16 protein-coding genes are annotated in these 20,667 nt (G+C 53.6%); 11 read left to right on the forward strand and 5 right to left on the reverse strand.

Annotation, left to right across the window (positions count from 1 at the left end):
- The 5 genes from HMPREF3050_RS01360 to asd form a co-directional block, all read left to right on the forward strand.
- The coding region (locus HMPREF3050_RS01360) for a spore coat protein U domain-containing protein (RefSeq protein ID WP_246830199.1) at positions 1-676 on the forward strand (676 nt) is incomplete at its 5' end.
- Positions 677-717: 41 nt separating this feature from the next.
- Complete coding sequence (locus HMPREF3050_RS01365; protein ID WP_070496380.1) at positions 718-1,443, forward strand: fimbrial biogenesis chaperone; 726 nt, start codon at positions 718-720, stop codon at positions 1,441-1,443.
- A gap of 37 nt (positions 1,444-1,480) precedes the next feature.
- Positions 1,481-3,898, forward strand: coding sequence for a fimbria/pilus outer membrane usher protein (locus HMPREF3050_RS01370; RefSeq protein WP_070773192.1), 2,418 nt, complete (start codon positions 1,481-1,483; stop codon positions 3,896-3,898).
- Entirely contained in the window at positions 3,889-5,010 is a 1,122-nt protein-coding gene (locus tag HMPREF3050_RS01375; RefSeq protein ID WP_070773193.1) for a Csu type fimbrial protein, read from the forward strand. Before HMPREF3050_RS01370 ends, HMPREF3050_RS01375 begins: the two co-directional genes overlap by 10 nt.
- Positions 5,011-5,313: 303 nt before the next feature.
- On the forward strand, positions 5,314-6,429 hold the full coding sequence (asd, locus tag HMPREF3050_RS01380; RefSeq protein WP_070773194.1) for an aspartate-semialdehyde dehydrogenase: 1,116 nt from the start codon (positions 5,314-5,316) through the stop codon (positions 6,427-6,429).
- A gap of 246 nt (positions 6,430-6,675) precedes the next feature.
- On the opposite strand, the gene dapD is transcribed toward asd, so the two are convergent.
- Positions 6,676-7,497, reverse strand: coding sequence for a 2,3,4,5-tetrahydropyridine-2,6-dicarboxylate N-succinyltransferase (gene dapD / locus HMPREF3050_RS01385; protein WP_070773195.1), 822 nt, complete (start codon positions 7,495-7,497; stop codon positions 6,676-6,678).
- An 11-nt stretch (positions 7,498-7,508) separates the two neighbouring features.
- Between dapD and HMPREF3050_RS14070 the strand changes: the two genes are divergently transcribed.
- Entirely contained in the window at positions 7,509-7,703 is a 195-nt protein-coding gene (locus HMPREF3050_RS14070; RefSeq protein ID WP_141758375.1) for a hypothetical protein, read from the forward strand.
- A 39-nt stretch (positions 7,704-7,742) separates the two neighbouring features.
- Here HMPREF3050_RS14070 and HMPREF3050_RS01390 read toward each other — a convergent pair whose 3' ends face one another.
- Positions 7,743-9,074 carry an MFS transporter gene (locus tag HMPREF3050_RS01390; protein WP_070602439.1) on the reverse strand — a complete coding sequence of 444 codons (1,332 nt, stop codon included), beginning with the start codon at positions 9,072-9,074 and terminating at the stop codon, positions 7,743-7,745.
- A 219-nt stretch (positions 9,075-9,293) separates the two neighbouring features.
- Positions 9,294-10,331 carry a LacI family DNA-binding transcriptional regulator gene (locus HMPREF3050_RS01395; RefSeq protein WP_070773196.1) on the reverse strand — a complete coding sequence of 346 codons (1,038 nt, stop codon included), beginning with the start codon at positions 10,329-10,331 and terminating at the stop codon, positions 9,294-9,296.
- 295 nt (positions 10,332-10,626) lie between these two features.
- On the opposite strand from HMPREF3050_RS01395, the gene pgi reads away from it, so the two are divergent.
- Positions 10,627-12,255 (forward strand): glucose-6-phosphate isomerase, encoded by a 1,629-nt coding sequence (gene pgi, locus HMPREF3050_RS01400; protein WP_070773197.1) that lies wholly within the window; start codon positions 10,627-10,629, stop codon positions 12,253-12,255.
- A 224-nt stretch (positions 12,256-12,479) separates the two neighbouring features.
- Here the strand turns inward: pgi and HMPREF3050_RS01405 are convergent, their stop codons facing one another.
- A complete protein-coding gene (locus tag HMPREF3050_RS01405) occupies positions 12,480-13,208 on the reverse strand; it encodes a YebC/PmpR family DNA-binding transcriptional regulator (RefSeq protein WP_003776493.1) in 729 nt (242 codons plus the stop codon).
- A gap of 372 nt (positions 13,209-13,580) precedes the next feature.
- Here HMPREF3050_RS01405 and HMPREF3050_RS01410 point away from each other — a divergent pair, with 372 nt between their 5' ends.
- The 3 genes from HMPREF3050_RS01410 to HMPREF3050_RS01425 all read left to right on the forward strand — a co-directional run bounded on the left by HMPREF3050_RS01410 (position 13,581) and on the right by HMPREF3050_RS01425 (position 17,831).
- Positions 13,581-14,999, forward strand: coding sequence for an alanine/glycine:cation symporter family protein (locus HMPREF3050_RS01410; RefSeq protein WP_070773198.1), 1,419 nt, complete (start codon positions 13,581-13,583; stop codon positions 14,997-14,999).
- 157 nt (positions 15,000-15,156) lie between these two features.
- Positions 15,157-16,752 carry a peptide chain release factor 3 gene (locus tag HMPREF3050_RS01415; protein ID WP_070773199.1) on the forward strand — a complete coding sequence of 532 codons (1,596 nt, stop codon included), beginning with the start codon at positions 15,157-15,159 and terminating at the stop codon, positions 16,750-16,752.
- Positions 16,753-17,309: 557 nt separating this feature from the next.
- Complete coding sequence (locus HMPREF3050_RS01425; RefSeq protein ID WP_070773200.1) at positions 17,310-17,831, forward strand: hypothetical protein; 522 nt, start codon at positions 17,310-17,312, stop codon at positions 17,829-17,831.
- A 274-nt stretch (positions 17,832-18,105) separates the two neighbouring features.
- Here HMPREF3050_RS01425 and gap read toward each other — a convergent pair whose 3' ends face one another.
- Positions 18,106-19,137 (reverse strand): type I glyceraldehyde-3-phosphate dehydrogenase, encoded by a 1,032-nt coding sequence (gap, locus tag HMPREF3050_RS01430; RefSeq protein WP_060974969.1) that lies wholly within the window; start codon positions 19,135-19,137, stop codon positions 18,106-18,108.
- A gap of 523 nt (positions 19,138-19,660) precedes the next feature.
- Here gap and HMPREF3050_RS01435 point away from each other — a divergent pair.
- The gene (locus tag HMPREF3050_RS01435) at positions 19,661-20,560 is read left to right on the forward strand and encodes a metal ABC transporter solute-binding protein, Zn/Mn family (RefSeq protein WP_039862733.1); all 900 of its coding nucleotides are present in this window, start codon (positions 19,661-19,663) and stop codon (positions 20,558-20,560) included.
- Positions 20,561-20,667 lie beyond the last annotated feature (107 nt).

Raw genomic sequence — 20,667 nt, forward strand, 5'->3', positions numbered from 1 at the left:
TGTCAATACACATCTAAACTCACATATAAGGATAAATCCGATGAAAACACGTTTTACTTTAACTTCTCTGGCTCTGGCTTCCCTCATGATGATGGGCAATGCTGCAATGGCAGCTGTTGTTCCTAGTGGCACGAGCCAATTTTTCAACGTTAAACTGACAGTAACTGGATCGTGTGAAACATTCACTGTTACCAGCGGAAAAACAGGTGCAATTACAGCCGAAGGTGATGTAACTGATGGTGCAGATATTGACTTTGCATCCCACCTTGCAGAAACCAACAGTGCCGAACTAGAAAAAGACAATGTCGGTAAAGCAGCAAACGGTATCCAAGTCAGCTGCAGCAAAAACACTGTGTTCCAAGTTGCTTTAGAACCAAGTAATGCCAACGCGAATGGCACTGGTTCCATGAGCGGTCTGAAAGCTAACAACCAAGATAAAATTGCATACCAGCTCTTCAAACCTACTATCAACAATCAAGGAACAGAAACTGAAGCGGTCAGTGATAACATTAGTGCAAACAATTGGGGTAAAGACACCAACGCCTTGTCTTTAGTAGGCAAAGGCACAACCACCCCTATTATGCTACCTGTATTTGCCAAAGTCGCAGCGGGCGCGTTGACAAACAAAACCCCTGACACTTACCAAGACCGCGTAAAAGTAACCCTGACCTACTAATCCGGTTTACTCCCTCAAAACAAAACAACTAAAAAATCCTCATGCAAAAAGCAATCAGCACACTTGTCGGTATGCTGACGGCGGCAGCGGTTTTACAGAGCCATGCCGCCGGCTTACAAGTCAGTCCGACATCTCTTTCCCTGCCCGCCAAACAGCGGGCGGGCATTTTTACTTTGGGAAATAAGGGTACAGAGCCGTTGACGGCGCAAGTGCGCGTGTTCCGCTGGACGCAGGACGCAAACGGTGGCGAGATACTCGAACCCACCGATGCCGTCATTGCCAGTCCGCCTATGGTCAAACTGGAAGCAGGTGCGCAACAGCAGTTCCGCGTGATGCGTGTCAAACCGTCTGAAAAACAGACAGAAGAAGCCTACCGCCTGATTGTGGACGAACTGCCCTCGCCCAATGCGAAACCGCAAAAAGGTATCCAGTTGGTGATGCGCTATTCGCTGCCGCTGTTTGTCAATGTTCAAAACAATGCCGAACCGACGCTGCAATGGCGTGCGGAAAAAGCCGAGAACGGCAAAACGGTTTTGGTTGCCGAAAATACAGGCAATGCCCATGCGCAACTGAGCAATATTACTTTTCAGACGACCTCTGCCAAAGACGCATTGACGCTGGCAAGCGGTCTGGCGGGCTACGTCCTGCCGGGCAACACTTGGAAACGCGAATTGGAAGTTTCCCCCGCTTCTTTGAACCCTGGTCGTCTGAATGCCACGGTAAACGGTATGCCGATCCAAACGGAGGTACGGTTTGCCGCCCCATGACCTAAGGACACGGCTGACGCGGTTAAGTACCGCGCTGATGCTGTGTTTCTACGCCCTGCCCTCTCCTGCTCAGGACATCCTGACGCAGGAGGCTCCTGCTGCCTACGAGCAGGCATGGCTGACTGTTTATCCTCAGGTCAAAGTTAACGGCAGCATACGCGACGGTATCGAACCCTTCATGTCGCGTAACGGCGTGCTGTATGCACGCCCCGAATCTCTGCGCGCCTACGGTATTGCCCTGCCCGACGCAGAAGCTGCCGAAGCAGGCAAAAACGGCGTTGTACCTGAAATTCAGGACGGCGTGTCCACCCCTGGCGCGGGCGGATGGTTCGAACTCTCCACTATCCCCGGCTTGCAGGCGAAATACGATGCCGCCGCGCAAACCCTTGATCTCACCGCCCCCCTCGAATGGCAGCCCGACCTGAAAACCACCCGAATCGGCACGCCGCAGGAAAACCGCTACGTCATCGCAAAACCCGGCTTTGCCGCCGTTCTGAACTATGACACCAATATCTCGCGCAACAATTCCGGCAGCGGCACGCAGGGCGTTTTCGGCGAAATGCGCCTGAGCACGCCTTGGGGCTATCTGAACCACACCCAATTTGCCAACCGAAGCCACAACAAAGAAAGCGGCTCCCACGGCAACACCGCCCGTCTGGATACCTACTGGCGCACCGTCTGGCCTGAACAAGGCATATCGCTGACCGTGGGCGACACCCTGACCGGACAAATCGGCTCATGGGGCGGCACACGCATCGGCGGCATCAAAATTTCCCGCACTTACAACACCCGTCCGTGGAAACAAACCGCCCCGCTACGTTCCTACCTCGGCAAAAGCACCCTGCCCGGCACGGTCGATCTCTATATTGACGGCGTCAAACAAATGAGCCGCGACGTCGAAGCGGGTGAATACGAACTCATCCTACCGCCGTCCATCAGCGGCCGCAGCAACGCCCAAGTCGTCGCCACCGACGTACTGGGGCGCACCGTCGTCGTCGATATGCCGCTTTACGGCGGCAGTGGACTTTTGGCAAAAGGCTTGAACGAATGGTCGTTTGAAGCAGGCTACGTCCGCCGCGATTACGGCATCCGTTCCGCAAAATACCAATCCGACCCCGCCGCCTCCGGCACGCTGCGTTACGGTGTCAGCAATACCCTGACCGCCCAAATCCACGGCGAAGCCGCGCGCGGCTACCGTCAGGCGGGCATTGCTGCCGATACCGTATTGGGTTCGCTCGGACAACTCAATCTTACCTACGCCGAAAGCCGCTTCGCAGGCAAAACAGGACGACGCAGCAGCGCGTTTTTCAGCACACAATGGGACAAACTTTCCCTCAGCGCAGGCGCAAGCCGCACTAACGGGCAATTTGCCGAGCTGGGCGACACCGCATACGGCGCCGACTTTTTCAAGGCTACACGCCATCCCGCCACCTCCGCATCCGCATCCGCAGGCTGGAGCAGCGACAAACTCGGCTCATTCAGCCTATCCTACGTCCATTCCCACACCGAAGGCAGTCCCGCCGACGGCATAGGCTCATTCGGCTGGAGCCGCAGCTTCAAAAAAAGCGCCTCGCTCTACGCCGGCGCCAATAAAAACTTCCGCAACAAACGTGAACTGAGTTTCCACGTAGGCCTATCCGTCAGCCTCGACAACGGCTACTCAACCTCCGCAGGTATCAGCAAAAACAAACACAACAACAGCTACCAAGCAACCCTGAACAAAACCAGCAGCGGCATGGGCAGCACCAGTTGGGGCATAGGCTGGCAGCAAAACGACAACGCAAACGGCAGCCGCAGCAACACTTTCAACGGCAACATCCGCCATCAAAACACCTACGGCGACGGCTGGGCAAACGTTTACAGCCAAAGCGGTAACAGCAACTGGAACGCAGGCTGGAGGGGCGGCCTCGTCCTCATGGGCGGCAGCCTCTTCGCCACCCGCCAAGTCAACGACAGTTTCGCCGTCGTCAGCACCGGCGATATGGCGGACGTCCCCATCCGCGCAGGCGGCATGCCCGTAGGCAAAACCAACCGCAAAGGGCTGGCACTGATCCCCAGCCTCTCCGCCTACCAAAAAAACACCGTCAGCGTCGATATTGCCGAATTGCCGCTGGACGTTCAGCTTGAACACACCGTCGCCGAAATCGCCCCGCCCGAACGCTCGGGCATGCGCGTCGAGTTTAAAATCCAGCGTACCCGCGCCGCCACCATGACGCTGAGAGACGCACAAAACCAATTACTCCCGAGCGGCGGCAGCATTACTGCCGAAGACGGCACACCGGCAGCCGTAACCGGCTTCGACGGCAAAACATATATTGAAAACATGAAAGAAGGTAGAAACCGCTTCACCGTCACCATCCCCGAAAACGGCGGCACTTGCACCTTCGAAGCGGACTACCCTGAAACACACAATCCGGATTCCATCCCGGAACTGGGAGACATCATATGCAGATAAACATAAAGAGAGGTCGTCTGAAAACAAACCCTGCAGGTTTCATTCAGACTTCGCGACTGCTCTACAAAACCATATTGCCCACAGCCTTATGGCTGATGTTTGCCCCTGTCCAAACATGGGCGCACAACGGTGTAGTGGGCGACTATATGAAATGTACCGCGTCTGTCAGCAGCATCTCAGGCGCAGGTGGCAACGTCTTGTCCTTTGGTACGCCTACCCAAGGCATCAATCTGCTCGAAGGACAGATTCCTGAAGTCCAAGCTACCATTACTTATGAATGCCTCAACCTTAGACCCTATACTACCCACACACGCCTGTGCTTCAACATCGACGGAAGCAATCGTTCCCCATCTCAAAACAACCCTAGATTGCTTGCGCATCCGAAACGTCCCACCAATACCTTACAATTCCAGCTCTACAAACCCGACGGCACCGTCTGGGGCAGTAACGCGCCCAACAGCAACGCCAAGCCCTATATGACGGAGATGTTGGTTATCGGCCCAAACAGTACTAAATCAGGGCAAGTTACTCTCACTGCGAAGCTTCTCAACCATCAGGAAACCGCCGCACCTTACGCTGACGGAAGCCCGTATGAAGCTATCTTTAATGGTATATCTGCCTCACTCAACTGGAACTCAACTTTTTGGCAAGACCGTCCTACCAACTGCGGTACATATTATTCATCCAGCGACAGTTTCCCCTTTACGGTACAGGCACACGCCAGCCCCGTCTGCGAATTCATCTCCGCCGACGACATCGACTTCGGCACGCACACCGCCGGCAGCACCGACCTGAAGCAGTCGGGCAACCTCACCGTCCGCTGCACCAACGGTACACCCTACACCGTCGGTCTGATTCCTTCCAACGGCAATCAGGAAGGCAGGGGCGAGATGAAATCCACCAATCCCGCCAACATCGACAAAGTCCCCTACCGCCTCAAAAAAGGTAACAGTTCTGACCCCTGGGGCAACCAATCTTCGGGCACAGGCAGCGCGCAAAGATTTATCGGCGACAGCAGCAATCAGATACACACCATCTCGGCAGAAGTCCAAAACACCGACTACACCCCGGGCGAGTATAAGGACAAGGTAACCGTCGATATCCGATACTGATCCGAAAGGTCGTCTGAAAAACAGTGCGGCATTTCGGTTAGCAAAATGCTTGTCGAACTGTGCTTTCAATGATGCCGGCGTTCCTGCAAAACCTTGAATCTTTCCCAAATGCAAGCCTGCGACTTATCGTCAGGTTTGCTTTCGGAACATTCCGGTTTGGCAGGAACGCTTTTTTTTCAGACAACCTCCCCATACACTCCCGAAACAGCATAAAAAACTTTACATTTACCTCAAACAGGTTTAAAACTCTTCCTTTTCCCCTATTCAGAAATTTGTTAACAATTTCCCCCTAAGGAGCTCAACATGAAAGTAGGTTTCGTCGGCTGGCGCGGCATGGTCGGTTCGGTTTTGATGCAGCGTATGAAAGAAGAAAACGACTTCGCCCACATTCCCGAAGCGTTCTTCTTCACTACATCCAACGTCGGCGGCGCGGCACCTGATTTCGGTCAGGCGGCTAAAACATTATTGGACGCGAACGACGTTGCCGAACTGGCGAAAATGGACATCATCGTAACCTGCCAAGGCGGCGATTACACCAAATCCGTGTTCCAACCCCTGCGCGACAGCGGCTGGAACGGCTACTGGATTGACGCGGCTTCCTCACTGCGCATGAAAGACGACGCGATTATCGTCCTCGACCCCGTCAACCGAAACGTTATCGACGACGGTCTCAAAAACGGCGTGAAAAACTACATCGGCGGCAACTGCACCGTCTCCCTGATGCTGATGGCGCTGGGCGGCCTGTTCCAAAACGATTTGGTCGAATGGGCGACCAGCATGACCTACCAAGCCGCATCCGGCGCGGGCGCGAAAAATATGCGCGAACTCATCAGCGGCATGGGCGCGATTCACGCCCAAGTGGCGGACGAGCTTGCCGATCCTTCCAGCGCAATTCTCGACATTGACCGCAAAGTGTCCGATTTCCTGCGCAGCGAAGACTATCCGAAAGCCAACTTCGGCGTACCGCTCGCCGGCAGCCTGATTCCGTGGATTGATGTGGATTTGGGCAACGGCCAGTCCAAAGAAGAATGGAAAGGCGGCGCGGAAACCAACAAAATCCTCGGCCGCAGCGACAATCCGACCGTAATCGACGGCTTATGCGTCCGCATCGGCTCTATGCGCTGCCACAGCCAAGCCATCACCCTGAAGCTGAAAAAAGACCTGCCCGTTTCCGAAATCGAAGCGATTTTGGCAGGCGCGAACGACTGGGTGAAAGTCATCCCTAACAAAAAAGAAGCCAGCATCCACGAGCTGACGCCCGCCAAAGTTACCGGCACGCTGTCCGTCCCCGTCGGACGCATCCGCAAACTGGGCATGGGCGGCGAATACATCAGCGCGTTCACCGTCGGCGACCAGCTCTTGTGGGGTGCAGCCGAACCCCTGCGCCGCGTGTTGCGCATCGTGTTGGGCAGTTTGTAAGATTCGCAGGTCAAACAAAAAAGCAACGGTTTATCCGTTGCTTTTTTTATGGCAAAGAAAACAGCATCAAACAAAACGACAATGCCGTCCTGACTTAACCGACTTACCCTATGAAGAGGTCGTCTGAAAACCCGAAATCCGGTTTTCAGACGACCTCTTTCCATTCAAACAAGGGAAACCGTTTGCCTAAAGCCCATTTATGTTTCGGGCTGTTTCAGACGACCTCTCCCCTTTTCTGTTTGCCGGTTAAATACCGCGCAGCAATTCGTTGACGCTGGTTTTGGCGCGGGTTTGCGCGTCCACGCGTTTGACGATGACGGCGCAGTAGAGGCTGTGGCTGCCGTCTTTGGAAGGCATGCTGCCGGACACGACAACCGAGCCTGCCGGTACGCGGCCTTGGTAGATTTCGCCGGTAGTACGGTCGAAGATTTTGGTGGATTGTCCGATGAACACGCCCATGGAAATCACGCTGCCTTTTTCGACAATCACGCCTTCGACGATTTCGGAACGCGCGCCGATGAAACAGTTGTCTTCAATGATGGTCGGACTGGCCTGCAGGGGTTCGAGTACGCCGCCGATGCCGACGCCGCCGCTCAAGTGGACATTTTTACCGATTTGGGCGCAAGAGCCGACGGTCGCCCAAGTATCGACCATCGCGCCTTCGTCAACGTATGCGCCGATGTTGACATAAGACGGCATCAGCACGACGTTTTTAGCAACAAAGCTGCCGCGACGCGCAACGGCACCGGGTACGGCGCGGAAACCGGCGGCGCGGAACTCGTCTTCAGACCAGTCGGCAAACTTGGTCGGCACTTTGTCGAAGTATTTGTTTACGCCGTCGTTGAGGACTTCGTTGTCTTGAATGCGGAACGACAGCAATACGGCTTTTTTCGCCCATTCGTTGACTTTCCATTCGCCCACGCCCAAACGTTCGGCGACGCGCAATTTGCCTGAATCGAGTTGGCGGATGGTTTCCAACACGGCTTCTTTGACTTCGGGGGTAACGGTGGTCGGGGTGATGTCCGCACGGTTTTCAAAGGCGGTTTCGATGATGTTTTGCAAAGACATGGGGATTCCTTTTGAAGAGGGTAAAAGGTCGTCTGAAAAATTCGGATGACCTGCAAACAGGCGGTATTTTGCCATGTAAACGCTTTGCCGTCAGCTTTTGCGGGAATGCGGCGATATTCCTATCCAATCCGAGCTTCCACAAACCCGTCCCCGCCCGTTTAAAACAAATCGGCACAATCAAACAAAAAGGTCGTCTGAAAACCTAAAACAAGGGTTTTCAGACGACCTTTTGGCAAGTCCCTGAATCAGCCTGCCGATTCTACGCCATAAGGTTTGTTTGACGTTTTGATGGTCAGGGTCAGTACGGCGGCGATGATAAGGAGGACACCGGCAAAAGTCATGGCATGTCCCGGGTCGGCGCCGAGCAAGTTCTCATAGATTTTACTGAAGGTAAGGGTTTGGATCAGCATCGGAATCACAATCATCATGTTGACGATGCCCATATACACGCCGTAGCGCTCTTTCGGGATGGAATGCACGACAATCATAAACGGCACGCCCATCATACTTGCCCAGCCGATACCGAAGCCGATCATTGGGGCAAACATCAGGTATTGATTGGTGATGTGCGGAATGGTCAAAAGGGCAAGTGCGGCAAGGGTAACGGCAAAAGCGTGGACGTATTTGGCGGCGTATTTGCGCGCCATCCACATCAGTCCGAAGGCGGAAATGAAGGTAACGACGTTATAAAAACCATTGACCAGACCAGTCCATGCCACTGCTTCCTCATATGCGGCTTTGTTGGCAGAGGTAGCATCCCATACAGATCTGGCGATACTGTGGGAGATGTATTGCCAGTAGATGAAGAGTGCGTACCATTGGAAGAGATAAACCGAAGCGAGCTGCCACAAGGGTTTCGGCATGTCTTTGATGGCATGGTAAATTTCTTTAACCGCTTCAACAGGGCCGCCGGATTGGGCTTTAATCGCTGCCAGCTCTTCAGGAGGCGGCTCATGTTCGGGGGTGGACAATACGGTCACTAAAACAGAGCCGATGGAGCAGACGGCGCCGATATAGAACGAGCCGAATACCCAGTAGGGGATGCCTGCTTCAGAGGTTTGTTGCAACCAGCCGATTTGCTTAAAGATATAGAGCGATACATTGGCAAGCGTAATGCCCAAGCCGGTAAACACGGACTGCATCAAGAAGCCGGTAGATTGTTGGCGTTCGGGGACGGTATCAGCGATAAAGGCACGGAAAGGTTCCATGGCGGTGTTGTTGCTGATGTCCAAGAGCCACAGCAGCAATACGGCAACCCACAATGCGGTAACGTGCGGATAGAAGAACAGACACAAGCTGCAACCGATGGCGCCGAGCAGGAAATACGGACGGCGGCGGCCGAGCCCGGGAATCCATGTACGGTCGCTCATGGCACCGATAAGGGGCTGCACCAGCAAACCGGTAATCGGTCCTGCCATATTGAGGTAAGGCAGTTTTGCAGGGTCAGCTTGTAAGAAACTGAAAATCGGATTGATGGCGGTTTGCTGCAAACCGAAGCTGTATTGAATGCCGAAGAAGCCGAAGTTCATCAGCATAATCTGGCGAAGCGTCAGGGATACTTGTGGGGAAATCTTCATTTTGAAGCGACTCCTGGACTGTATAAGAAGAAAACATGGAACAACAAACTGCGGGAAACACTGCATAGTCGAAGCGGTTGGGCCGCTTTCTTTATTTTTGGGCGTATCGTATTGATACGTTGCAAATGGATAACGTGATGTGTTGTTTGTGTTTTCAGACGACCTTTTATTGTCGTATTGTGTCAGCCTCATGATGCAGACGTCGTCTGAAAGGATGTTTTACTTCAATGCCGTGACCGACTGCCGCCAAATCGTTTCCCCGACAACCCGAACGGGCGAACGGACGGTTTCTTTGGTCTCGATAATGTCGAACAGGATTTCCGCCGCCAGCGCGCCCATGCGCATATAGGGCAGCTCGGTGCTGGTCAGCGGCGGGAACAGGGTTTCGGCAATCGCGCTGTGGTTGTCGTAACCTGCCACCGATACCTGCTCCGGAACGCGTACGCCGCGCGTCCTCAAAATGCCGTAAACGCGGACCGCCATTTCGTCGTTGCCGCAGCAAATGACCGTCGGCGGGTCGGCAAGCGACAATAATTTCAATACTGCCGCAATCAAAGGCTCGCTGTCGTTGGCAAAGTCGGTGATGCCGGTTTGCACCAAGTCAGGATCGAACACCATGTCCGATTCGTCCAAAGCGCGGCGGTAGCCCGCCAAACGCAGCCGCGTCGCTTCTGCGCCTGCCTGCAAGGTGATGTAGGCGATACGGCGGTGTCCGTGACGGATGATGTTGCGTACCAAATCGTATTGCCCGCGCTCGTCGTCCGGCAAAACCGACGGCGTACCCGCCGCGTCGAAACAGTTGACCAAAACCATCGGGCAGCGGTTGGGCATTTCGGGCAGGACGATTTCGCGGTGCGATTCGGTTACATACAAAATGCCTTCCGCGCGGTGTTCCATAAACGTCCTGACCAAAGGGTCGATTTGCTCGTAGCGGTTGTCCGTATCCGCAATCATCAGCGTTTTGCCCGCTTCGCGGATTTTCTGCTGGATGCCTTTGATTAAAAACATATCCGGCAGACCGTGTACCCCGCCGTATTCGCCCGTGCGCGAGATGGCGCCGGTAATCAGTCCGACCAAGTCCGAACGGTTCGACCGCATCACCCGCGCCGCCGAAGACGGGATATAACCCAAAGCCGCAATCGCTGTTTCGACTTTTGCACGGGTTTTATCGCTGACCGGCGCATCGCCGTTGATGACGCGGCTGACCGTTTTGGGTGAGACGCCCGCATAAGCAGCAACATCATAAATTGTAGCCATCTTACGACTCCCGCCTCATCCCTGTTTCATTTGATTACGAAGCATATCACACCTGACATCGGTGTCATACCGAAAAATTTACAGAACTTTGATAAAAATCAATCATATAAATTGCATATTGCATACAATTCTTAACCAAGCCGACTCCCCGCATTCGCCAAACCCGCGCCCCTTTGTTAAACTACATACGACTACATAAATATTCACCCTATCGAACCAATCACCACAACGACAATCTATAACTGAATCACATCCCCCGAATGAGCGGGGCGAACCCAATTCCGAAGGAAACCCGATGACCGCATTTACCGAAGCATGGCAAGCCCTTGAACAACACCGGCTCGACACACAACACATCCACCTGCGCGACCGCTTCGCCGCCGAACCCGACCGCTTCGGCAATATGCACGAAACCCTCGACGGCCTCCTCTTCGATTACAGCAAAAACCGCCTCGGCGAAGACACTTTGCAACTCTTGTGCCGCCTTGCCGAAGCCTCGCCCCTAGCCGGACAAATGCACGCCATGCAAAACGGCGAAAAAATCAACCTCAGCGAACACCGCGCTGTCCTCCATACCGCCTTGCGCCTGCCGCCCGACGCCGCGCCCGTTTACGTTGACGGCGAAAACATCCTCCCCAAAATCCACCGCGAACTCGACCTCGCCCTCGCCTTCGCCGAATCACTCAACAACGGCAGCCACAGGGGCATCACCGACAAACCCATCACCGACTTCGTCCACATCGGCATAGGCGGCTCCGACCTCGGCCCCAGAATGTGCGTAGAAGCCCTCAAAGCCTACCGCCAAAACATCCGCGTCCACTTCGTCAGCAATTCAGACGACGCCGACATCAGCCGCACACTCGCCCACCTCAAACCCGAGACCACTGTATTCAGCATCGCCAGCAAATCCTTCCGCACGCCCGAAACCCTGCTCAACGCCTACGCCGCCCGCGCCTGGTATCGTGATGCAGGGTTGCCCGAATCCGGCATCTACCGCCACTTCTGCGCCATCTCCTCCGACGTTGCCGCCGCCCGAAACTTCGGCATCGCGCCCGACAACGTCTTCGCCATGTTCGACTGGGTCGGCGGACGCTATTCCGTCTGGTCAACCATCGGCCTGCCCGTCATGGTCGCCGTCGGCACAGACCGCTTCCGCGAACTCCTCGCCGGCGCGCACGCCATGGACACCCACTTCTTCCAAACCCCCTACCGCCGCAACATCCCCATCCTCATGGCGCTCATCAGCATCTGGTACAACAACTTCCAGCACGCCGACGGACAAACCGCCGTCCCATACGGCCACAACCTGCGCCACCTCCCCTCGTGGCTCAACCAGCTCGACATGGAAAGCCTCGGCAAAAACCGCACCGCCGACGGCCGTCCCGTCCCCCATACCACAGGCGGCATCGTCTTCGGCGAAGAAGGCGTCAACTGCCAGCACGCCTATTTCCAACTCCTCCACCAAGGCACACGGCTCATCCCCTGCGACTTCATCGTCCCCATGACCACCGCCTACGGCATCAACCGCCAACACCGCTTCACCGTCGCCAACGCCTTCGCCCAAGCAGAAGCCCTGATGAAAGGCAAAACCCTCGAAGAAGCCCGCGCCGAACTTGCCGACCTGCCCGGAGCCGAACGCGAACGCCTCGCCCCGCAAAAAGAATTCCCCGGCAACCGCCCGAGCAACAGCCTCCTCCTCAGCGCCACCGACCCCCGCCGCCTCGGCATGCTCATGGCGGCATACGAACACCGCACCTTCGTCCAAGGCGCAATTTGGGGCATCAACCCCTTCGACCAATGGGGCGTCGAATACGGCAAAGAACTCGCCAAAACCATCGAACCCGAACTCGACCGCGGCAACCCGCAGCACGACAGTTCCACCAACGGCCTCATCGCCTTCTACCGCGCCAGCCAAAACCGATAGGCAGTTCAAACATAAAAGGTCGTCTGAAAACTTACATCAGGTTTTCAGACGACCTTTGTGTGTTCATCATTTTCGTGGACAGAGTCCACGCTACGGTGCAAGTGTTACCAACAGACCGCGTAGCGTGGGCTTCCACGAGCCATTGAAGATTCCAACAAACAACCCGCCAAAAATCCCAGACGCAAAAAAAGCAGACCCAACAGGTCTGCTTTCAATATTGCCTATTAATCCAGATTCAAAACGGCGGAGGTGTAAACGTCCTGCACGTCGTCCAAATCTTCCAGCGCGTCAATCAGTTTCTGCATTTTGACGGCGTCTTCGCCGGAGAGTTCGGTTTCGTTTTGGGCGCGCATGGTAACGTCGCCGTCAACGGATTTGTAGCCTGCGGCTTCCAATGCCGCTTTCACGCCCGCCCAATCGTTCGGGGCGGTGATGACTTCAATGGAGCCGTCGTCGTTGGCAATCACGTCTTCCGCACCGGCTTCTAGAGCGGCTTCCATCAGCGCGTCTTCGTCAACGCCGGGTTCGAACACCAAATAACCTTGATGCACGAAGTTGAACGCTACGCAGCCGTCGGTGCCCAAGTTGCCGCCGTTTTTGGTGAACGCGTGGCGCACGTCGGCGACGGTGCGGGTTTTATTGTCGGTCAGGCAGTCCACCATCAGCGCCGCGCCGCCGATGCCGTAGCCTTCGTAGCGCAATTCGATGTATTCCACGCCTTCCAAATTGCCCGTACCTTTGTCGATGGCGCGCTGCACGTTGTCTTTGGGCATATTGTTTTCGGCAGCTTTTTCCAAAGCCAGGCGCAGGCGCGGGTTGGCGCCGGGATCGCCGCCGCCCATGCGGGCCGCGACGGTGATTTCTTTAATTAAACGGGTGAAGATTTTGCCGCGTTTGGCATCTTGACGGGCTTTTTTATGCTGGATATTCGCCCACTTGCTATGACCTGCCATATATGGATTCCTTTCGATTTTCCGCCTTATCCGGCGGACTCTTGCTCATTTTCAAAGGGCGCATTTTAACATAGGTTGAATATACCTAAAATATTCAGACGACCCTGCATTCTGCCTAAAAGGTCGTCTGAAAACGCCGATAGCGCCCGACAAACTCAAAAATCTTGTCTTTGCCCAAACCTGACCCTTTTTTTCGTTTGCCTCACAAAAGGTTTACGGTATCATGCAGGCCTGCTTCAGGATTGTTGACAACTTGGGGCGAAACGGACGAAGCCGGCCTGCTCGCCGCGCCGTCCGACACAACGGCATTCAACGGAGTAACCGCCGCCGGATGCCGTCATCTGTTCATTTTTCAATATAAGGTTTGTAATTATGGAAAAAACATTGTCTGCACTGGTGGGCGCAGTCAATCTGATTCTGTGGGACTACCTGCTGATTTACGCCCTTTTGGGCATCGGCCTGTTTTTCACACTCTATCTGGGTGCGCCGCAGATTACCAAATTTGGCGAAGGCCTCAAATCCGTCTTTGGCGGTTTGTTTTCCAAAAAAGACAAAGACGATAAATCTTTGTCGCAATTCCAAGCACTCGCCGTTGCCGTCTCCGCCCAAATCGGCACGGGCAACGTCGCCGGTGTGGCAACCGCCATTACCGCAGGCGGGCCGGGCGCGATTTTTTGGATGTGGCTTTCCGCCGTTTTGGGGATGTCCACGATTTTTGCCGAAGCCCTGCTCGCGCAAAAATACCGCGTCGTCAGCCACGGCAAATACATCGGCGGCCCCGCGTTCTACATTACTCACGGACTGACCCCGAAAATCGGGCGCGGCGCGGCGCGTTTCTTATCGGGCTTCTTCTCCATCGCCCTGATTATCGCGCTGGGTTTTATCGGTAACGCCACGCAGGCAAACTCCATCGCCTCCTCCGTTACCATCGCCTTTAACGTACCGGCATTGGCAGTGGGCATCACCCTCGCCGTCCTTGCGGGTATGATTATCGTCGGCGGCGTAAACCGCATCGCCAACATCGCCCAATTCGTCGTGCCGTTTATGGCGATTATCTATATTTTGTGTGCCGTCGTTATCCTGTTTGAATTCTCCGACCACATCGTACCGATGTTCAACCACATCTTTACCGCCGCCTTCAATCCCGAAGCTGTGTTAGGCGGCGCGGCAGGTATCGGTATGCGCGAAGCCGTCCGTTACGGCGTGGCACGCGGGCTGTTCTCCAACGAAGCGGGTATGGGTTCGACGCCGCACGCGCACGCTACCGCCGACGTGAACCACCCCGTTCAACAAGGCTTGGCGGCATTTATCGGCGTCTTCATCGACACCATCTTGGTCTGCACCGCCACCGCACTGATTATCCTCCTGACCGATGCCAACCTTTCCGGCGAACAAGGCGCGGCGGTGACCCAATTCGCCTTCAGTAAAGCCTTCCCCGGCTTCGGTTCGCAACTGCTCGCCGTCTGCCTGACCTTCTTCGCCTTCACCACCATCATCGGCTGGTACTACTTCGGCGAGTCCAACATCCGCTTCCTCTTCAGGGGAAAACACTTGGGCGTCTACCGCGCGCTCGTGCTGCTGGCTATCGTATTGGGGACGCTGGGCAAAGTCGATTTGGTTTGGAGCCTGTCCGATATGTTCAACGGCTTCATGGTCATCCCCAACTTAATCGCCCTATTCCTCCTGCGCAAAGAAATCCGCGCCGTTTACGACGATTATCTGGCGCAGAAAAAAGCAGGCAAAGGCTTGTCCTACCAATATGAATTCCACGAATTCCACGACAAGGCTTAATCCGCAATCGTGAAAAGGTCGTCTGAAAATTTTCAGACGACCTTTTGTTATCCCCTAATCATTGAACCGATTAATGTTTTTTTGTACAATCCCCGCCATCTCAACCATTCCTCAGGCCGTCGGAAAAGCGGCCTGAACCTTTTTGCAAAGAAAGCCCATGTCCCAAGAAATCCTCGACCAAGTGCGCCGCCGCCGCACGTTTGCCATCATCTCCCACCCTGACGCGGGTAAAACCACGCTGACCGAAAAGCTGTTGCTGTTTTCAGGCGCGATTCAAAGCGCGGGTACGGTAAAAGGCAAGAAAACCGGCAAATTCGCCACCTCCGACTGGATGGAAATCGAGAAGCAGCGCGGCATTTCCGTGGCATCAAGCGTAATGCAGTTCGACTATAAAGACCACACCGTCAACCTCTTGGACACGCCGGGACACCAAGACTTCTCCGAAGACACCTACCGCGTTTTGACCGCCGTGGACAGCGCATTGATGGTCATCGACGCAGCAAAAGGCGTGGAAGCGCAAACCATCAAACTCTTGAACGTCTGCCGCCTGCGCAATACGCCGATTGTCACGTTCATGAACAAATACGACCGCGAAGTACGCGACTCTCTAGAATTGCTGGACGAAGTGGAAAACATTTTAAAAATCCGTTGCGCACCCGTCACTTGGCCGATCGGCATGGGCAAAAACTTCAAAGGCGTGTACCACATCCTGAACGATGAAATCTATCTCTTTGAAGCCGGCGGCGAACGCCTGCCGCACGAGTTCGACATCATCAAAGGCATCAACAATCCCGAATTGGAACAACGCTTTCCGCTGGAAATCCAGCAGTTGCGCGACGAAATCGAATTGGTGCAGGCGGCTTCCAACGAGTTCAATCTTGACGAATTTCTCGCCGGCGAACTCACGCCCGTGTTCTTCGGTTCGGCGATTAACAACTTCGGTATTCAGGAAATCCTCAATTCATTGATTGACTGGGCGCCCGCGCCGAAACCGCGCGACGCGACCGTACGCATGGTCGAGCCGGACGAGCCGAAATTTTCCGGATTTATCTTTAAAATCCAAGCCAATATGGATCCGAAACACCGCGACCGCATCGCCTTCTTGCGCGTCTGCTCCGGCAAATTCGAGCGCGGCATGAAGATGAAACACCTGCGCATCAACCGCGAAATCGCCGCCTCCAGCGTGGTTACATTCATGTCGCACGACCGCGAGCTGGTGGAAGAAGCCTACGCGGGCGACATCATCGGCATCCCGAACCACGGCAACATCCAAATCGGCGACAGCTTTTCCGAAGGCGAACAACTGGCGTTCACCGGCATCCCCTTCTTCGCGCCCGAACTGTTCCGCAGCGTCCGCATCAAAAACCCGCTGAAAATCAAGCAACTGCAAAAAGGCTTGCAACAGCTCGGCGAAGAAGGCGCGGTGCAGGTCTTCAAACCGATGAGCGGCGCAGATTTGATTTTGGGCGCGGTCGGCGTGTTGCAGTTTGAAGTCGTTACCTCACGCCTCGCCAACGAATACGGCGTAGAAGCCGTGTTCGACAACGCATCCATCTGGTCGGCGCGCTGGGTATCGTGCGAAGACAAGAAAAAGCTGGCGGAGTTTGAAAAAGCCAACGCAGGCAATCTGGCGATAGACGCAGGCGGCAACCTCGCCTACCTCGCCCCTAACCGCGTCAACTTAAATCTGACGCAGGAACGCTGGCCGGACATCGTGTTCCACGAAACGCGCGAGCATTCGGTGAAATTGTAATAGATTAAAAAGGTCGTCTGAAACCCTGACAGGACAGACGATTAGAATCTTTTTTATGCAATCTACGTCTATGATTTGAAGGAATGTTGATGAAAAAACAAATTGTATTGGCTGTTGCCCTGCTTCTGACCACTGCTGCCGCAAATGCCGGCGGAGCCAAACTCTCCTGCGGTAAACAGAAATAGGATGGAACAGAATTAGGCGTAACCAAATGCCGTTATTCAGGTAACTCTTTATCTGACGCTTATACTGCTGCTTTAAAAAAAGAGGGGGGAAACGGAGTACTGCCCCAAACCCTGCCAACCCGTAATATGAAACGTCAAATAAACGAAGAAACGGAAACCTCCATTCAATGGACCGGCAAAAAAATAGTCAATGTTTGCGTAAATAGCGAGGGATTCGATTGTTTCGAATTGAAACAGCAAAAAGATCATGTGGATGTTACATTTACAGTCGCAACACCATAAATCTTGGTTTAGGTCGTCTGAAAACTCAGTATGGCAACAAACATGGATACCTGATACAGCCGACCAATTCTGCCTAATTCGGAGAAAATCATGCAAAAACTGCTTTTAGCGGCAGTATTCATGGCAAGCATGCAATTTGCTGCCGCCGAACGCGCACCCATAGCAATTCCTAAAAAAGTACAGGAAGCCATCAATGAAGATAAACAAACCTGCCGTGAAATGGGGGGAAAATTCTCTGTTGGTCAGGCTTTGGATATTATCGATTTAAATAACGACGGTTATCATGATTTTATCTACGACATGAGCAAGGTCACTTGCGCCAACGCACCTGATCTGGGTGGCTCCGGCGGCTGGGCGGTCACTGTTTTTGCAGGTCAACCGAATGGTTCTGCCAAACAGGCATTTCTTCATGGCGCAGTTGGAACAAAAATCATCGGCAACAAACTTTATTTAGGCGTGGGAGGAGAGCTGTGCGGCGAAGACACACGCGGTAAAGTACGCGCACAATATCAAAATTGTATCCGTCCGCTACAATGGAATGCACGCAAGAAAGTGTTTGAGTTTGCGCCCGTCTCACAGAAAAAACCTTTCCCAAAAAGCTTGCAGCGTTAAGGATAAAATCAATCAGTCGGTCGTCTGAAACCCGTAAACTGCACCTTTCACAAAGGTGCAGTTTTTTATCCCTGCCTGCAACTATGTGTGTGCTTCATCTTTTTAGGTATGACGGCAACCATGAGTGTTGCAGTTTGAAATTCAAAAAGCCGAGTCCTGCAATATACAGAACCCGGTTTTATTCAAAACGTCCGAACAATCTCTTATACGCGCCCAAATTTTGCCGGGCAATTCAAGTTTTCAGACGACCTTTTAGCGTATCAAACCATCCGTTTTATTCAAACGGGCGCACTTCCAAACCGAACATACGGCGGGCGGTGTTCAGCATTTGGCAGCTGAAGCCCCACTCGTTGTCGTACCAAGCGAACACTTTGACCATGTTGCCGTCGGTTACTTTGGTCAGCGTTGCGTCAAAGGTGCTGGCTTGGGTAGTGTGGTTGAAGTCCATAGACACCAGCGGCAGCGTGTTGTAGCCCAACACGCCTTTCAGACGACCTTCTTCTGAGGCGGCCTTCATCAGCGCATTGATTTCTTCGACACTCGTATCGCGCGCGGCTTGGAAGCTCAAGTCCACCAATGAAACATTGACGGTCGGCACGCGGATGGCAAGGCCGTCGAGTTTGCCTTTCAATTCGGGCAAGACCAAACCGACGGCTTTCGCCGCGCCGGTTTTGGTCGGAATCATGTTTTCCACGCCGCTGCGGGCACGGCGCAAGTCTTTGTGGCGCACGTCGGTCACGGTTTGGTCGTTGGTCAGGGCGTGGATGGTGGTCATCGCGCCTTTGACGATGCCGATGTTTTCGCTCAATACTTTGGCGACGGGGGCGAGGCAGTTGGTGGTGCAGGAAGCATTGGAGATGACGGTCATGTCGTCGGTAATCACGTCGTCGTTCACACCGTAGACGATGGTCGCGTCAACATCAGCCTCGCCCGGTGCGGAAATCAGCACTTTTTTCGCGCCGCTTTCAAGATGGACATTGGCTTTGGATTTGCTGGTGAACGAGCCGGTGCATTCCATCACCAAGTCCACGCCCAAGTCGCGCCAGGGCAGTTCGGCAGGGTTGCGGGTGGAGAAGAACGGGATTTTGCGGCCGTTGATGATGAGGTGGGTCGCATCGTGGGAAATGTCAGCATTAAAGCGGCCGTGGACGGTATCGAATTTGGTCAGATGGGCGTTGGTTTCGAGGCTGCCGCTGGCGTTGACGGCGACGACTTCAAGTTGGTCTTGCAGGTTGTAATCGTAGATGGCGCGTAATACTTGGCGGCCGATGCGGCCATATCCGTTAATGGCGACTTTAATGCCCATGGTTTTTCCTTTTGGGGTATAGGGTGGTTAACTGATTCGCACATTATAGCAAATTTGTAGTGTGATGTAATTAACATTTTATCAAATAAATCTTGTTCAATCATATCTGCTTATTTTTATACCAAAAAGATAACGAATTATTTTATTCTACAAAATACCATATAAGGAAATTTATATTTCAATTATATTTAAAATATACATATTTAATCTTAGCTTCCTACTCTCTTAAAAAAAGGGAAAACCTGAATCTTTCTGATTTTATTTATTTGAAAAAGATAATCTCTAACCAAATTCCGCTACATCACGCAACAAAAATCCCCGCCATTCCCTCCCTTTTATCTTAAAAATCAATAAATATAATCCTATGCCTAATTTCATAATAAATTAACAAACCCCTGCCCTCCTCCCAAAATCCCCCGTTTTCAAGGCATAAAGCGCGTTCTTAAGCGGAGGCTGCTTGAAGATTCCGTCCCACTGTTTTAAAATAAAAATGTTACGTTATATCAATCTGGAGAGAGAAAACATGAAACATTGGAAACTCGGCGTCATCGCTGCATTAATGTCCGGTGCAATTTATGCAGCCCCGATGAACGTCGTTACCAGCTTCAGCATTTTGGGCGACGTTACCAAACAAATCGGCGGCGACCGTGTTGCCGTACAAAATTTGGTCGGTGCCAACCAAGACACCCACGCCTATCACATGACCAGCGGCGACATCAAAAAAATCCGCGGTGCAAAATTAGTCCTGCTCAACGGCTTGGGCTTGGAAGCGGCTGACGTGCAGCGTGCCGTCAAACAAAGCAAAGTCCCCTTCGCCGAAGCAGCCAAAGGTATACAGGCGCTTAAAGCCGAAGAAGGCGAACATCATCACGACCACGAAGGCCACCACCACGACCACGGCGAATTTGACCCGCACGTCTGGAACGACCCCGTCTTGATGACAACCTACGCCCAAAACGTCGCCAACGCCCTGATTCAGGCAGACCCCGAAGGCAAAACCTATTACCAACAACGCTTGGGCAACTACCAAGTGCAACTGAAAAAACTGCACAGCGACGCTCAAGCCGCCTTTAACGCCGTTCCCGCCGCCAAGCGCAAAGTCCTGACCGGACACGACGCGTTCTCCTACATGGGCAAACGCTACAATATCGAGTTCATCGCCCCACAAGGCGTGAGCAGCGAAGCCGAGCCGTCCGCCAAACAAGTGGCTTCCATCATCCGCCAAATCAAACGCGAAGGCATCAAAGCCGTGTTCACTGAAAACATCAAAGACACGCGCATGGTTGACCGCATCGCCAAAGAAACCGGCGTCAACGTCAGCGGCAAACTCTACTCCGACGCACTCGGCGGCGCACCTGCCAATACTTATATCGGCATGTACCGCTACAACGTCAAAGCCTTGACTGATGCGATGAAGAAATAAAACCGCAGAATCCAGCGTGAACGGATAAACCGAAAGGTCGTCTGAAACAAGCTTGGCAAATTAAGCCAAAACCTGTTTCAGACGACCTTTTATAGTGGATTAACTTT

The organism is Neisseria sp. HMSC065D04, from assembly GCF_001815675.1.
GTDB lineage: Bacteria > Pseudomonadota > Gammaproteobacteria > Burkholderiales > Neisseriaceae > Neisseria.

Bases quoted from the DNA above. Each gene is read 5' to 3' on its own strand.
- HMPREF3050_RS01365 (WP_070496380.1), top strand. From the start codon at position 718: ATGCAAAAAGCAATCAGCACACTTGTCGGTATGCTGACGGCGGCAGCG.
- HMPREF3050_RS01370 (WP_070773192.1), top strand. From the start codon at position 1,481: ATGCTGTGTTTCTACGCCCTGCCCTCTCCTGCTCAGGACATCCTGACG.
- HMPREF3050_RS01375 (WP_070773193.1), top strand. From the start codon at position 3,889: ATGCAGATAAACATAAAGAGAGGTCGTCTGAAAACAAACCCTGCAGGT.
- asd (WP_070773194.1), top strand. From the start codon at position 5,314: ATGAAAGTAGGTTTCGTCGGCTGGCGCGGCATGGTCGGTTCGGTTTTG.
- dapD (WP_070773195.1), bottom strand. From the start codon at position 7,497: ATGTCTTTGCAAAACATCATCGAAACCGCCTTTGAAAACCGTGCGGAC.
- HMPREF3050_RS01390 (WP_070602439.1), bottom strand. From the start codon at position 9,074: ATGAAGATTTCCCCACAAGTATCCCTGACGCTTCGCCAGATTATGCTG.
- HMPREF3050_RS01395 (WP_070773196.1), bottom strand. From the start codon at position 10,331: ATGGCTACAATTTATGATGTTGCTGCTTATGCGGGCGTCTCACCCAAA.
- pgi (WP_070773197.1), top strand. From the start codon at position 10,627: ATGACCGCATTTACCGAAGCATGGCAAGCCCTTGAACAACACCGGCTC.
- HMPREF3050_RS01405 (WP_003776493.1), bottom strand. From the start codon at position 13,208: ATGGCAGGTCATAGCAAGTGGGCGAATATCCAGCATAAAAAAGCCCGT.
- HMPREF3050_RS01410 (WP_070773198.1), top strand. From the start codon at position 13,581: ATGGAAAAAACATTGTCTGCACTGGTGGGCGCAGTCAATCTGATTCTG.
- HMPREF3050_RS01415 (WP_070773199.1), top strand. From the start codon at position 15,157: ATGTCCCAAGAAATCCTCGACCAAGTGCGCCGCCGCCGCACGTTTGCC.
- HMPREF3050_RS01425 (WP_070773200.1), top strand. From the start codon at position 17,310: ATGCAAAAACTGCTTTTAGCGGCAGTATTCATGGCAAGCATGCAATTT.
- gap (WP_060974969.1), bottom strand. From the start codon at position 19,137: ATGGGCATTAAAGTCGCCATTAACGGATATGGCCGCATCGGCCGCCAA.
- HMPREF3050_RS01435 (WP_039862733.1), top strand. From the start codon at position 19,661: ATGAAACATTGGAAACTCGGCGTCATCGCTGCATTAATGTCCGGTGCA.